This is a genomic window from Hydrogenophaga sp., assembly GCF_031426985.1.
GTDB lineage: Bacteria > Pseudomonadota > Gammaproteobacteria > Burkholderiales > Burkholderiaceae_C > Hydrogenophaga.
In genome coordinates, this window is sequence record NZ_JASJOY010000015.1 from 35,007 (window position 1) to 48,203 (window position 13,197).

At 71.4% G+C, this 13,197-nt stretch carries 14 protein-coding genes; 4 read left to right on the plus strand and 10 right to left on the minus strand.

All coding sequences use genetic code 11. The features are described from left to right. The first annotated feature begins 35 nt into the window (after positions 1 to 35). Together RMP09_RS02395 and RMP09_RS02400 are read left to right on the plus strand one after the other, a co-directional pair. Positions 36 to 815 carry a YiiX/YebB-like N1pC/P60 family cysteine hydrolase gene (locus RMP09_RS02395; RefSeq protein WP_310564410.1) on the plus strand — a complete coding sequence of 260 codons (780 nt, stop codon included), beginning with the start codon at positions 36 to 38 and terminating at the stop codon, positions 813 to 815. 44 nt (positions 816 to 859) lie between these two features. Then, a complete protein-coding gene (locus RMP09_RS02400) occupies positions 860 to 3,553 on the plus strand; it encodes an HAD-IC family P-type ATPase (RefSeq protein ID WP_310564411.1) in 2,694 nt (897 codons plus the stop codon). A 16-nt stretch (positions 3,554 to 3,569) separates the two neighbouring features. On the opposite strand, the gene RMP09_RS02405 is transcribed toward RMP09_RS02400, so the two are convergent. The 9 genes from RMP09_RS02405 to RMP09_RS02445 all read right to left on the minus strand — a co-directional run bounded on the left by RMP09_RS02405 (position 3,570) and on the right by RMP09_RS02445 (position 10,887). Then, entirely contained in the window at positions 3,570 to 4,115 is a 546-nt protein-coding gene (locus RMP09_RS02405; protein WP_310564412.1) for a hypothetical protein, read from the minus strand. Positions 4,116 to 4,133: 18 nt separating this feature from the next. Further along, positions 4,134 to 4,739: a CDP-alcohol phosphatidyltransferase family protein gene (locus RMP09_RS02410; RefSeq protein ID WP_310564413.1), complete on the minus strand. Its 606-nt coding sequence runs from the start codon at positions 4,737 to 4,739 to the stop codon at positions 4,134 to 4,136. Continuing rightward, complete coding sequence (locus RMP09_RS02415; RefSeq protein WP_310564414.1) at positions 4,729 to 5,379, minus strand: ATP-binding cassette domain-containing protein; 651 nt, start codon at positions 5,377 to 5,379, stop codon at positions 4,729 to 4,731. Before RMP09_RS02415 ends, RMP09_RS02410 begins: the two co-directional genes overlap by 11 nt. Beyond that, on the minus strand, positions 5,376 to 7,016 hold the full coding sequence (locus tag RMP09_RS02420; RefSeq protein ID WP_310564415.1) for an ABC transporter permease subunit: 1,641 nt from the start codon (positions 7,014 to 7,016) through the stop codon (positions 5,376 to 5,378). The genes RMP09_RS02415 and RMP09_RS02420 overlap by 4 nt, the downstream gene beginning before the upstream one ends. A gap of 13 nt (positions 7,017 to 7,029) precedes the next feature. Next, positions 7,030 to 8,256: an ABC transporter substrate-binding protein gene (locus RMP09_RS02425; RefSeq protein ID WP_310564416.1), complete on the minus strand. Its 1,227-nt coding sequence runs from the start codon at positions 8,254 to 8,256 to the stop codon at positions 7,030 to 7,032. A 69-nt stretch (positions 8,257 to 8,325) separates the two neighbouring features. Beyond that, complete coding sequence (locus tag RMP09_RS02430) at positions 8,326 to 8,784, minus strand: DoxX family protein (RefSeq protein WP_310564417.1); 459 nt, start codon at positions 8,782 to 8,784, stop codon at positions 8,326 to 8,328. A 61-nt stretch (positions 8,785 to 8,845) separates the two neighbouring features. Continuing rightward, entirely contained in the window at positions 8,846 to 9,649 is an 804-nt protein-coding gene (locus RMP09_RS02435) for a DNA-binding domain-containing protein (RefSeq protein ID WP_310564418.1), read from the minus strand. After that, positions 9,646 to 10,542 carry a DUF692 domain-containing protein gene (locus tag RMP09_RS02440; protein ID WP_310564419.1) on the minus strand — a complete coding sequence of 299 codons (897 nt, stop codon included), beginning with the start codon at positions 10,540 to 10,542 and terminating at the stop codon, positions 9,646 to 9,648. The genes RMP09_RS02435 and RMP09_RS02440 overlap by 4 nt, the downstream gene beginning before the upstream one ends. A gap of 6 nt (positions 10,543 to 10,548) precedes the next feature. Beyond that, positions 10,549 to 10,887: a DUF2282 domain-containing protein gene (locus RMP09_RS02445; protein WP_310564420.1), complete on the minus strand. Its 339-nt coding sequence runs from the start codon at positions 10,885 to 10,887 to the stop codon at positions 10,549 to 10,551. Positions 10,888 to 11,107: 220 nt separating this feature from the next. Here RMP09_RS02445 and RMP09_RS02450 point away from each other — a divergent pair, with 220 nt between their 5' ends. Then, positions 11,108 to 11,689 carry a sigma-70 family RNA polymerase sigma factor gene (locus tag RMP09_RS02450; RefSeq protein ID WP_310564421.1) on the plus strand — a complete coding sequence of 194 codons (582 nt, stop codon included), beginning with the start codon at positions 11,108 to 11,110 and terminating at the stop codon, positions 11,687 to 11,689. After that, on the plus strand, positions 11,686 to 11,892 hold the full coding sequence (locus tag RMP09_RS02455; RefSeq protein WP_310564422.1) for a zf-HC2 domain-containing protein: 207 nt from the start codon (positions 11,686 to 11,688) through the stop codon (positions 11,890 to 11,892). Before RMP09_RS02450 ends, RMP09_RS02455 begins: the two co-directional genes overlap by 4 nt. 200 nt (positions 11,893 to 12,092) lie before the next feature. On the opposite strand, the gene ftsY is transcribed toward RMP09_RS02455, so the two are convergent. Next, a complete protein-coding gene (gene ftsY, locus RMP09_RS02460) occupies positions 12,093 to 13,187 on the minus strand; it encodes a signal recognition particle-docking protein FtsY (protein WP_310564423.1) in 1,095 nt (364 codons plus the stop codon). Between the last annotated feature and the right edge of the window lie 10 nt (positions 13,188 to 13,197).

Here is a 13,197-nt window from a genome sequence, read left to right on the forward strand (position 1 = left end):
GGGGACCGCCATTCTTACACCTGGGGGTGTCCGGCATGAGGCAATGGATAGGGCATGCACTGGCGCGCTACCTCACGGCGCCTGGGCGTACCGCGACCATCGGGTATCCGACCGACAACGCGCTGCTGGCGGCCTGTGTGCGCCCGGGCGACGTGATCCTGGTGGACGGTGATTCGCGCGTGAGCGCGGTGATCAAGTACCTGACGCAGTCCACCTGGTCGCATGCAGCGCTGTATGTGGGGCCCATCGGTTCGGGTGCGGCGGTCGGCGCAGAGCCACCCAGCGTGGTCGAGGCCGACATGCACGATGGCGTGCGCGCGGTGCCGCTCGCGGCCTACACCGGGCGCCATTGCCGCATCTGCCGTCCGGCCAGCCTGAGCGCCGACGAAGTCCGCGCCGTGTGCGCCTTCGCGGTGCAGAGCATCGGCCACCGCTACGACCTGAAAAACATCGTCGATCTGGCGCGCTACCTGCTGCCCACGCTGCCCGTGCCCATGCACTGGCGGCGCCACATGCTGGCACTGGGCAGCGGCGACCCCACACGCGCCATCTGTTCGACCCTGATCGCCCAGGCCTTCGAGTCGGTGCGCTACCCCATCCTGCCGATCATCGAGGAGGCCGTGCTCAACGACCCGGGATGCGAGGTCTGCGTCCGCCAGATCCTCCACGTGCGCCACTACAGCCTGTACGCCCCGCGCGATTTCGACGTGTCGCCCTATTTCGAGGTGGTCAAACCGACCCTGTCCCAGGGCTTTGACCACCACGCGCTGGTCTGGGCCCCGGCGCCTGCGCAGGCGATCGCGCGCCCGGCTTGATCTGTGCGGGGTGGCGCGTCACCCGGCTCGGGTATGGTGGCGCGATGAACCCCGAGCCGCTCCCTACCGACGCCTGGCACGCGCTGAACACGGCCACCGCCCTGCAACGCCTGGGCAGCGCGGAAACCGGCCTGTCCGGCGCCGAGGCGGCCCGGCGCCTCGCGCAGCACGGCCCCAACCGCCTCGCCACCGCGCCGCGCCCGGGCGGGCTGCGCCGTTTCGCCGGGCAGTTCCACAACTTGCTCATCTACACCCTGCTGGCCGCGGCGGCCACCACCGTCTGGCTGGGCGACCACCTGGACGCGGCGGTGATCCTGGGCGTGGTGCTCATCAACGCGGTGATCGGCTTCCTGCAGGAAGGCAAGGCCGAGCGCGCGCTCGAAGCCGTGCACGCCCTGCTGGCCAGCCGCGCCATGGTGCTGCGCGACGGCGAGCGCCACGAAATCGACGCCGCCGCGCTGGTGCCCGGCGACGTGGTGCTGGTCGAGTCCGGCGCGCGCGTGCCGGCCGACTTGCGCCTGCTCTCGGCCAAGAACCTGCGCATCGACGAAGCGGCACTCACCGGCGAGTCCGTCCCGGTGGACAAAGACCCCGCGCCGGGCGCCGCCGCCGCGACCCTGGCCGAGCGGGCCGGCATGGCCTACGCCGGCACCGTGGTCGCCGTGGGCCAGGGGGCGGGCCTGGTGGTGGCCACCGGCGGGCACACCGAAATCGGCCGCATCGGGCGCCTGGTGTCCGAGGTGCAGAGCCTGGCCACGCCGCTCACGCGCCGGCTCGACCAGTTCGCGCGCCAGATCACCTTCTTCATCCTGCTGGTGAGCGTGGCCACTTTCCTCTGGGGCAGCCGCGTCGGCGGTCTGGCGCCGCTGGACATCTTCCTGGCCGTGGTCGGCCTGGCGGTCGCCGCCATCCCCGAATGCCTGCCCGCCGTGGTCACCATCACGCTGGCCATCGGCACCGCCAGCATGGCCCGCCAGCGCGCCATCGTGCGGCGCCTGCCGGCGGTGGAGACGCTGGGCTCGGTCGGCGTCATCTGCACCGACAAGACCGGCACGCTCACCCAGAATGAAATGACCGCGGTGCGCCTGATGGTGGTGGGCGACACGGTCGAGGTCAGCGGCGTCGGCTACGCCCCCGAGGGTGGTTTCCACGTCGACGGACAGGTGATCGACCCGGTGCGCCACGACGGCGTCTGGCGGCTGGCGCGCTGCGCCCTGCTGTGCAACGACGCGCAGCTGCACCACGGGCCCGACGGCTGGGCGTTGGCGGGCGACCCGACCGAGGGCGCGCTGCTGACGCTGGCGCTCAAGGCCGGCATGGACCCGTCCGACGCGCTGGCGCGCACGCCCCGGCTGGACAGCATCCCCTTCGAGTCCGCGCACCGCTACATGGCCACGCTGCACCACGACCACCACGGCCAGGTGTTCGCGCTGCTCAAGGGCGCGCCCGAACAGGTGCTCGCGCTGTGCGTACGCGACGCGGCAGGCCAGCCGCTGGACGCCCTGGCCTGGCACCACCGCATGCACGCCGCCGCGGCCGAAGGCCAGCGCGTGCTGGCGCTCGCCGAATGCGCGCTGCCCGCCGGCACGCGCGAGCTCAGCCTGACCGACATCACGCCGCGCTTCACCCTGCTCGGCCTGGTGGGCCTGATGGACCCGCCGCGCCCCGAGGCCCTGGCCGCGGTGGCCGAATGCCAGGCGGCCGGCGTGCGCGTGGTCATGATCACCGGCGACCACGCCGCCACGGCCGCCGCCATCGGCGCCCGCCTGGGCCTGCGCGATGGCCACCCCATCAGCGGCAGCGAGATCGACACGCTGGACGACGCGGCCCTGGCCGCGCGGCTGGCCCAGACCGACGTGATCGCCCGCGCCAGCCCCGAACACAAGCTGCGCCTGGTGGCCGCCCTGCAGGCCGGCGGCCAGTTCGTCGCCATGACGGGCGACGGCGTCAACGACGCGCCCGCGCTCAAGGCGGCCGACATCGGCGTGGCCATGGGCCGGCGCGGCACCGACGCCGCGCGCGAGGCGGCCGACATCGTGCTCACCGACGACCACTTCGCCACCATCGCCGGCGCGGTGCGTGAGGGGCGCACGGTGTTCGACAACATCAAGAAATCGCTGCTGTTCATCCTGCCCACCAACGGGGGCGAAGCCGGCCTGATCCTGGCCGCCGTGTTCGCCGGCCTGGCCCTGCCGGTCACGGCGGCGCAGATCCTGTGGGTCAACATGGTCACCAGCATCACGCTGGACCTGGCCCTGGCCTTCGAGCCGGCCGAGCCAGGCGTGATGCGCCGTCCGCCGCGCCCGGCCAGCGAACCCCTGATCACCCGGCTGCTGTTCGTGCGCGTGGTCTACATCACCGTGCTCATGGTGGCGGCCACCCTGGTGGTCTACGGCTGGGAGCTGTCGCGGGGCAGCCCCATCGAAGTGGCGCGCACCGCGGTGGTCAACATGCTGGTGATGAGCGAGGTGTTCTACCTCTTCAACGTGCGGCACTTCACCGCCAGCGCCTGGCGCTGGGAAACGCTGGCGGGCAACCGCATCGCCGTCTGGGCCTGCGCCATCACGCTGGCGCTGCAGGCCCTGTTCACCTATGCGCCGCCGATGCAGGCGCTGTTCGGCACGGCGGCGCTGGACGCCACGTCCTGGGCCCTCATCGTGGCCCTGGCGCTGGGCAAGTTCGTGATCGTGGAGGGGGAGAAGGCGGTGCTGCGGCGGATGGGCATCCGGCGGATGTGATGAGTCTCGTTGCGACTCACCCGTTCTTTGGTTCTGAAAACGAATCGGCCATGGCCACCAGGTCCACCAGGTGCGTTCCCGATGCCCCCTCAAGTTCGAAACGTTGGTGCTTCAGTTCGGAAACGACTTGCGAAAGCTGGCGAACCTGAACGCCCGCTTCGGTCAGCAGTTCGAGTTCCCTCAAATGCTTGACCTTGTGGACGATCAGCTCTCGCGACCAGGGGCCGGCTGCAAGACGGAGTCGAAGAGCCGCTTTGCGAGGGTGATCGAATTTTTTCTGAATCCACTCGTGCACGGCAGCGCGCAGTTCGACGTCATCCCGGACCTTGGCACTGCCAGGCGCACGCCCTGATCGCAGCTGTACGTCCTTGGGGACCTGTGTGATGTAGGCGACCGGATTCACGGAGGCCTGCACTTCTATGTGTCGGCGTTCGAGCCCCTGCGCCGAGGTGCGCAACGCCAGCAGATCCATCTCGTTGACACCCAGCTTGATGCCACGGATGGTGAAGTAGCCCTGACGATTGAGCCATTCTTCGACCAGTTCTTCTGCCAACAAAGCCATGCAAATCTCCAGAAGGTCTTATCGCAAACGCTGCCACCCCCACCCGATCCGCAGCGCGATCGTGACGCCGCACAGCGCCGCGAAGCCGTAGGCGATGGGCGCGAACCACTGGGGCCACAGGCACATGGCGGCGAAGGCCGCGATGGTCTCGGTCGCCTCCGTCAGGCCGCCCAGAAAGTAGAAGCTCTTGCCCGGCAGTGCGGTGTCGGTCAGGCCGCGTTTTTCGGCCACGGCGGCGAAGGCCAGGAAGCTGCTGCCGGTGCCCATGAAGCTGGCCAGCAACACCGCGGCGGGCAGGGCGTTGGTGGCTGGGTCGGCGATGGCGAAGGCCAGCGGGATGGCGGCGTAGAACAGAAAGTCCAGCGTGATGTCGAGAAAGCCGCCGCGGTCGGTGGGGGTGGTGGCGCGGGCGACGGCGCCGTCCAGCCCGTCGAGCAGGCGCGAGAGCAGCAGCAGGGCCAGGCCGGCCCCGTACAGCTGGAAAGCGATGGCGCCGGCCGCGGCCAGGCCGATGGCAAAGCCGGTGAAGCTGATCGCGTCGGCCCCCACACCCAGCCACACCAGGCCACGCGCGGCCTGCGACATGACCGGGCGCAGCGCCCGCTGCACGGCCTTATCCAGCATGGGGCAGCTCCACGACGAGTGTGGGGTCGGCGATGTCGGCCGCGTCGTGCGTGACCAGCACGGCCGGGATGCCGCGCGCGCGGAGGTGGTCGAACACGAAGGCGCGGAACTGCCCCCGCAGGGCGGCGTCGAGCTGGGCAAATGGCTCGTCCAGCAGTAGTGCCTGGGGTTGCGCCAGCAGGGCGCGCATCAGGGCCGCGCGGGCGCGCTGCCCGCCCGAGAGCGTGGCCGGGTCGCGCTCGCCATAACCGTCCAGCCCCGCGTCCGCCAGCGCCTGCTGCACCTGGGCCCAGCGCTGCGCGCGCGGGCCGGGCGGCACGGCGAACTGCAGGTTCTCGGCCACGGTCATGTGGGCGAACAGCAGCGGGTCCTGGAACAGCAGGCCGATGCCGCGCTGCGCCGTGGGCGTGTGGGTGAGGTCGGCGTCGTTGAGGCGGATCTGACCCTCGAATCGCAGCGCCTGCGCGCCCTCGGCCACGTGGCCCAGCGTGCCGGCGATGGCGCCCAGCACCGAACTTTTGCCGCTGCCGCTGGGCCCCATGAGGGTGAGGATGGCGCCCGCGGGCACGTCGAAATGCAGGTCGCGCAGCAGTGTGCGTTGCGCGCTGCGGAGGGTGGTGATGTGGACCGAAAGCGTCATGTGCCGGTGACTGTAAAGCGCCTGGGCCGGCCCACCCAGGCGGCCAGCGCAAAGCCCAGCGCCGGCAGCAGCCACTGCAGGCCGGCGTAGGCGCTGGTGAGCGAACGTTGCGCGCCGGCCGCCAGCGTGACCGCTTCGGTGGTGACGGTGGCCCAGCGCCCCGCGCCCAGGTAGAGCGTGGGCAGGTACTGCGCCACGCTGACGGCAGCACCCACCGCCGCGCTGGCGGCCAGGGCGCGGCGCAGCAGCGGCCATTTCACGCGCAGCAGGAAGTGCCAGCGGCCATGGCCCAGGCTGTCGCTGATGGCGCGGTAGCGCGGGTCGAAGCCGGTGTAGGCGGGCGCCAGCGCCAGCAGGGCGTAGGGCAGGGCCATGAGGGTGTGGGCCAGCAGCAGGGCGGGCCAGCGGCCTTCGATGCGCAGCCACAGCGCCAGGCCGTACAGGCCCACCACCCACAGCACGGCGGGCAGCAGCAGCGGCAGGTAGAGCAGGGGGCGCAGCGCGGCGTCCCAGGGGCGGGGCGCGCATTCGAGCCAGGCCACGGCCCAGGCCAGGGCCAGCGCCGACGAGGCGGCCGCCAGGCCCAGGGTGGTGAGCACGGTGCCGCGGCTGGCCCAGACGCTGTGCCAGGCCTGGGCGGTGAGCGCTTCGGGCCAGAGCGCGGGGAAGGGCCAGATGCCGGCGACGCTGCCGACGGCAAGGGCCAGCAGCACGGCGGCGTAGACGCCAGCCAGCAGCCAGGCGCCCCATGACAGGTCGCTGCGCCGATGGGCCGGGAGGCGCCCGCGTCGCCCGTCGGACCGCAGGGTCCGCCGCCGCGCCAGGGCCTGCACGCCTCGCCACAGCAGGACCGACAGGCCCACCGCCAGCACCAGCACACCCCCCGCTGCCGCGCCCTGCGCGTTGGTGGCGAGGTCGGCGTCCTGCAGCCATTGCCAGGCCAGCACGGCCAGCGTGGGTGGGCGGGCGGGGCCGATGACCAGGGCCATGTCCACGACGGTGAGGCCGTAGGCCAGCACGGCCAGCAGCGGGCCGGTCAGGCGCGGTGCCAGCTGCGGCCAGACCACGCGCGCGAACGCCCGCCGCGGCGTGTAGCCCAGGGTCTGGGCCAGGGTGTGTTCGGCGCGCCAGCGCCGGCGCAGGTCGTCGCGCTGCAGCTGGGTGGCGGCGGTCCAGAGCAGGAAGGGGATTTCCTTGAACACCAGCGCCGCGATCAGGCCCAGGCCCCAGGGGTCCTGCGTGGTGGGCCAGGGCGGTGGAAAGTGAAAGCCGGTGAGCCAGGGCGAGAGCGCCCGCAGCAGCCAGCCACTGGGCGCGAGCAGAAACGCCAGGCCGATGGCAAAGGCCGCGTGCGGCGTGGCCAGCATCACCGGCAGGCCGCGCAGCAGGCGGTCCAGCGAATGCTGCACAAAGCCCTGCGCCAGCAGCGCCCGCGTGGCCCACCAGGCGATGGTGGTGGCGGCCAGCCCGGTCCACAGGCTGTAGGCCAGGGCGGGCAGCAGCTGCGGGTCTTGCCACAGCGCGCGCCAGGCGCTGGCATCGAACAGGGCGCCCAGCGCCAGCGCCGCCGTGGCGAGCAGGGGCAGGCCGGCGAGCAGCAGCAGGGCCGTGGCCAGCAGACCGCTCGGGCGGATCATGGCGCGGGCCGGTTCAGGCGCCCGTGCCGTAGCGGCTGGTCCACGCTTTTTCCAGCGGCTCCACCCACGAGGCGTGCGGCTCCGGCAGGGCCGGGGCGGTCTGTTGCACCTGGCCGGGCCGCGGGGCGGCGCTGAACAGCGCGCGTTCCGCGGCGGGCAGCTTCGCCAGGTCCAGCACCGTCGGGTCGCCCCATTGGGCGATGTCGGCCTTGCGCGCCTGCGCGGCGGGCGAGAGCAGGAAGTTGGCCACCACCATCGCCCCGGCACGGGCCGGCGCGTTGTAGGGGATGGCGACGAAGTGCGTGTTGCCCACGGTGCCCTGGGTGAACTGCCAGCTGGTCACGCTGGCGGGCAGACGGTGGGCGGCGATCTCGTTGGCCGCGTCGTTGGGGTTGAAGGTGATGCCGATCAGCAGTTCGCCGTCGGCCACCATCTGGCGGATGGCGCCGGCGTTCTGCGGGAACTGTTTGCCGCCGCGCCACAGGTGGGGGTGCAGTGCGTCGAGGTAGGCCCACAGCGGGGCGGTGACGCCGGCGAAGGCGTCGGGCGTGACCGGGCGGGCCAGCGCAGCGGCGTCGCGCGTGTGTTCCAGCAGCGCCTGCTTGACGAAGGTGGTGCCGTGGAAGTCGGGCGGGCGCGGGTAGCTCAGGCGCCCGGGTTGCTGGCGCGCCAGGGCCAGGAGGTCGGCCGTGCTCTGTGGCGGCTGCGGCAGGCGTTTGCTGTCGGCAAAAAAGCTCAGCTGCGCCATGCCCCAAGGCGATTCCAGCCCGTCGGTGGGCACGGAAAAGTCGTTCAGCGTGGTGGGTTTGCCCACCGTGTCCACCAGGCGGAAGTTCGGCAGGCTGTGGGCAAAGGGCGCGCCCAGCAGGGCTTCGCGCTTCATGGCGGCGAAGTTCTCGCCGTTGATCCAGATCAGGTCCACCGTGCCGTCGCCCGCGCCGCGGCCGGCGGCTTTTTCGGCGCGCACGCGCTTGACCACATCGGCCGCGTCGCTGATCTTGACGTGTTCGAGTTTCACGCCGTGGGCGGCCTGGATCTGCGCCGCGGCCCACTGGATGTAGGCGTTGATCTGCTCGCTGCCGGCCCAGGCGTTGAAGCGCACGGTCTGGCCGCGGGCCGCCTTATCCACATCGGCCCAGACGGGCGTGGCGGTCTGTGCCCAGGCGGGGTGCAGGGCGCTGCCGGTGGCGGCGCCAGCGGCCAGCAACAGCTGGCGTCGGGTGAAAGCGGGGGTGGTCACGTGGGGGTCTCCAGCAAGGGGTGATCGAGCTTAATTCATGGGCCGACGGCGGGCGCCGTGCGGGGTCGGTCAGCGCGGCAGACGCGGCTGGAGCCAGGTGCCGTCCACCGACCACCGGCCCACGCCGTGGAGCGCCAGCGCGGCCAGCAGCACGCCCCAGGTGATGTGCTGCTGCAGGGCGGCGGGGGCGATCTCGGCCAGGCTGAGCACGGCCACCACGTTGACCACGCTCAGACCCAGTGCCGCGAAGCGGCCCGCCAGACCAACCAGCAGCAGCACGGGCAGCACCAGCTCGCCCGCGGTGCCCAGCACGGCCGCCAGATCGGGCGGGAGCAGGGGGACTCGGTATTCCTCGGTGAACAGCAGCAAGGTGGTGTCCCAGTCGCGGATCTTGGTCAGGCCGGAGAGGAAAAATACCTGCGCGAGGTAGGCGCGGGCCACCAGCGCGGCCAGCGGCCGGGCGCCATCGAGCACGGCGGTGACGGCGCGCCACGCGGCGAGGCCGTGGTGCAGCAAGGGGGTGTTCATGTCGGGGTCTCCTTTGGAGGGGTGGGGAGGGAAAGGGCCGTGGCCAGGCGGTGCACGCCGGTCACCAGTCCGTCGGCCACGGCGGCGCTGAGCCAGGCCGTGAAATCGAAGGCCCCGGTCGGGGTGGCGCGCACGCCGCGTCCAGGGCCTGGGGCAGATCGGCCCCCGCGAGCAGGGCCTGCACCAGGGCCGCTTCGGCCGGCGCGATGGCGGCGATGCGCGGGCGCAGGCCCTGGCGCCACACCAGGGCGTGTTCGCCCAGGCCCTCGCGCAGACGCTGCGCGGCGACGGCCAGGCCGGGCTCGCCCAGGCGGTGGGCGGTGACCAGGCTGGCCACGGGGTAGGGGCTGGTGATGACGGCGCTGCCGGGCGCGAGCGTGAGCGCCAGGCCCTGCGGGTCTTCCTGCGCCAGGCGCGCGAAGCTGGGCAGGTCGGGCGCGGCGTCGGCCGCGCCCGCGGCGCGGTGCAAGGCCCATTCGGCCCGCGCCACGTCGCCCAGGTAGGGCACATCGGCCAGCTGTTCGCTGGTGTCGAGAAATCCGGGCAGGGTGTCGCCCCATTGCGCCAGGTCGCCGCACTGCGGCGGGTGGCGCTGCCACAGGTCGCGCGCCAGCGGGGCGAAGTTGTCGCCACCGATCAGCGCCGCGATCACCGGGTAGGCTGCGCTCAGCGCACGTTCGGCCAGCGCGTGGCCGTTGGCCCGGTAGGCGGCCAGGCCGCGCGCGGCCTGCGGGTGGCGCGCGTCGAGCAGGTCCAGCAGCGGTGTCGCCGCGGCATCGGCAGTGGTCGCGCCGGGGCGGCCCAGCAGCGCCCGCAGCAAGGCCTGCTGCTGCAGCGCCAGCGAGGGTGGCGCGTGCGTGTTCATGCTGCCAGCTCCTCGGCGGCGAGGGCCTGCCGGGCCACCGCGCGGGCGCGATCGGCTTCGTCGAGCAGCACGCCGAGTGCGGGCACGTCGGTGTCCCACTCGATCAGCGTGGGTACCGCGCCAAAGCGCTGCACCGCGTGGCGGTACAGCGCCCACACCGCGTCCACCACGCGGCTGCCGTGGTCGTCGATCACGATGTCGCCGCAGTGCACGTGGCCGGCCAGGTGCAGTTCGGCCACGTGGGCGGGTGCGATGGCGTCGAGCCAGCGCCGGGCGTGCGCCAGCGGGTCCTGGGTGTCGCCGCGCAGCTGCGCGTTGAGCGCGTTCACGTAGAGGTTGTTCACGTCCACCAGCAGCTGGCCGCCGGTGCGCTGCGCCAGCGTGTTCAGAAAGCTCGGTTCATCCATCTCGGGGTCGCGCCACCGCACATAGGCCGAGAGGTTTTCCACCGCGATGGGGCGGCGCAGCCGGTCTTGCACACGGGCCACGTTGGCGCACATGGCGTCGAGCGCGGCGTGGGTCAGGGGCACGGGCAGCAGGTCGGCCGCGTGGCCGCCCGGGCCGCGCGCAAAGCTCGCGTGGTCGCTCACGCGCACCGGCTCGATGAGCCGCACCAGGCGGGCGAGCTGGTCGAGGTGCCAGGGATCGAGGCCCGTGGCCGAACCCAGCGACAGGCCCACGCCGTGCAGGCTGACGGGGTAGTGCGCGCGGCCTTCGCGCAGCACCGCGAGCGCGGCGCCGCCGGGGGCGAAGAAGTTTTCGGAATGGACCTCGATGAAGTCCAGGGCGGGCCGCTGCTCCAGCAGCGCCGCGTAATGGGGGTGCCGCCAACCGATGCCCACGGGCACACCGGCGGAGCAGGGCGTGTGGTGCAGCGGCGTGGCGGACAACATGGTGGATCAGCCCTTTTTCATCATCTCGTCTTTCTTCATCTGCTCGTCCATTTTCTGCATGTCGTCTTTCTTCATCATCCCGCCTTTGACTTCGTCCATGCTCATGCCTTTCATGGTCTTGCAGGTGCCGGCGGCCACGTATTTCCACTCGTCCTGGCCGTTGTCCACCTTGGCCTGACCGGCGCAGGAGTGCGAGCCCGAGAGGTTGGCGCAGTCGTTCTGGCCGGCTTTGGCGATGCCGAAGCATTTTTCCTTGGCGCCGTTCTGCGCCAGGGCCGGCGAAGAGAGCAGGGCGAGGGACATCAGCGACGTGGCGGCGGCGGTGATCATGGTGCGTTGGTTCATGGTGGTGGCTCCTGTTGGGGTTGAAACCGGGGCCTCGACATGAAACCGCACCGGTTGAACTTGAGTCTGGCGAGCCCTCGGCTTCTTACAGCGCGGTTGAAAAATAGTGGAGTCGCCACACTGGTGCGACGCGAAGACCGGCTTTGCCGAGGCCGCGGCCGGCGGGAACCCATCGCCGGATGGCGGCTCCACCCTACACTCGCCCCAACCCCCACCAGCCATGAACACCGCCATCCCCGACTTCAACACCCAGCTGGCCGATGCCCGCGGCTACCTGCTGAAGTTCGCCCGACTGCAGTTGCGCAACGAAGCCTGGGCCGAGGACGTGGTGTCCGAGACCCTGCTGGCCGCGCTGGCCAGACCCCAGGCCTTTGAGGCGCGCTCGCAGCTGCGCACCTGGCTGGTGGGCATCCTCAAGCACAAGATCGTGGACCTGCTGCGCCAGCGCGGGCGCGAGGTGGCGCTGGACAGCGGTTCGGACGACGACCGCGCCGACCCGCTGGAACACATGCCCTTCAAGGCCGAAGGCCACTTCGCCGAGAAGCCCGCCGACTGGGGCAACCCCGAGCAGGACCTGAAAAGCCGGCAGTTCATGGCGATCCTGGAGGCCTGCACCCACCAGCTGCCCGCCGCGCAGGGGCGCCTGTTCCTCATGCGCGAATGGCTGGAGATGTCGAGCGAGGAGATCTGTAAGGAGCTGGCACTGACCCCGACCAACCTGTACGTCCAGCTGCACCGCGCCCGCCTGCGCCTGCGCGAATGCCTGGAACTGAACTGGTTTCAAACGCCACAGACCCGATGAAAGCCACCTACCCGTTGCGCCGGACCTGCAAGGAAGTCACCGCCCTGGTGATCGCCCGGGAAGACCGTGCGCTCCCGCTGCTCGAACGCCTGGCCCTGCGGCTGCACATGGCCATGTGCCAGGCCTGCCCGACCTTCGAGCGCCAGGTGCTGACCATGCGCAACGCCATGAAGCAGTGGCGCGCTTACACGGAAGACGAATAAGGACCTGCGCCGCGGGTGATCGTGGGGCAGGTTTCAGTCGCCGGGCTGCCCCGAGCCTGAAACGCTCCCCTCGGGGGTAGCGACCCGCGCGGTGGCTGAGCGTGGGGGCAACGGGCCAGCCGCCGGGCCGCCCCAAGGCAGGCCCAGCCCCCTTGGGGGGCAGCGACCCGCGCAGCGGCGGAGCGTGGGGGCCATACCCTTCAGTTCAGCAGTGCCTGCGCGAATTCTTTCGCGTCAAAGGTTTCCAGGTCTTCCAGCTTTTCACCGACGCCGATGAAGTAGATCGGCACCGGCCGCTCGCGCGCGATGGCGCAGACCACGCCGCCCTTGGCCGTGCCGTCGAGCTTGGTGATGACCAGGCCGGTGAGGCCCAGCGCCTCGTCAAACGCCTTGACCTGCATCAGCGCGTTCTGGCCGGTGTTGCCGTCGATGACCAGCAGCACCTCGTGCGGGGCCGTGGCGTCGGCCTTCTGCACCACGCGCTTGATCTTTTTCAGCTCTTCCATCAGGTGCAGCTGCGTCGGCAGGCGGCCGGCCGTGTCCACCAGCACCACGTCCTTGCCGCGCGCCTTGCCGGCGCTCACCGCGTCAAAGCTCACGGCAGCCGGGTCGCCGCCTTCCTGCGTGATGATTTCCACCGTGTTGCGGTCGGCCCAGACGGCCAGCTGCTCGCGCGCGGCGGCGCGGAAGGTGTCGGCCGCGGCCAGCAGCACGCTGGCGCCTTCGTTGGCCAGGTGGCGCGTGAGCTTGCCGATCGACGTGGTCTTGCCCGCGCCGTTGACGCCCGCGACCATGATGACCGTGGGCTTGTGCTCGCCGATCACGAGCGGTTTCTGCAGCGGGGCCAGCAGCTCGGCAATGGCGTCGGCCAGCAGGCCCTTGACGGCGGCCGGGTCGGTGGTCTTGTTGTCCTTCACGCGCTTCTTCAGGTCGGCCAGCAGGTGTTCGGTGGCCTTGACGCCGGTGTCGGCCATCAGCAGCGCGGTCTCCAGCTCTTCGTAAAGCGCGTCGTCGATCTGCGTGCCGGTGAAGACGGTGGCGATGCTCGATCCGGTCTTGCGCAGGCCGGCCTTGAGCTTGTCCAGCCAGCCCTTGCGTTCGGGGGCTGGTGCGGGCGCGGCGGGCACTGGGGCGGGCATTACAACCGCGGCGACCGTCGGCGGGGCGATAGGTGCGGGGGCCGAAGTGGCAGGTACCGCCGCGGGTGCAGCGGCAGACACCGCAGCGGGTACTGGGGCGGCGCTGGGCTCGGCGGGTGGGGGGGCGGGGGGTTTCTTGCGGAAGAACGAGAACATGTGGGAATCT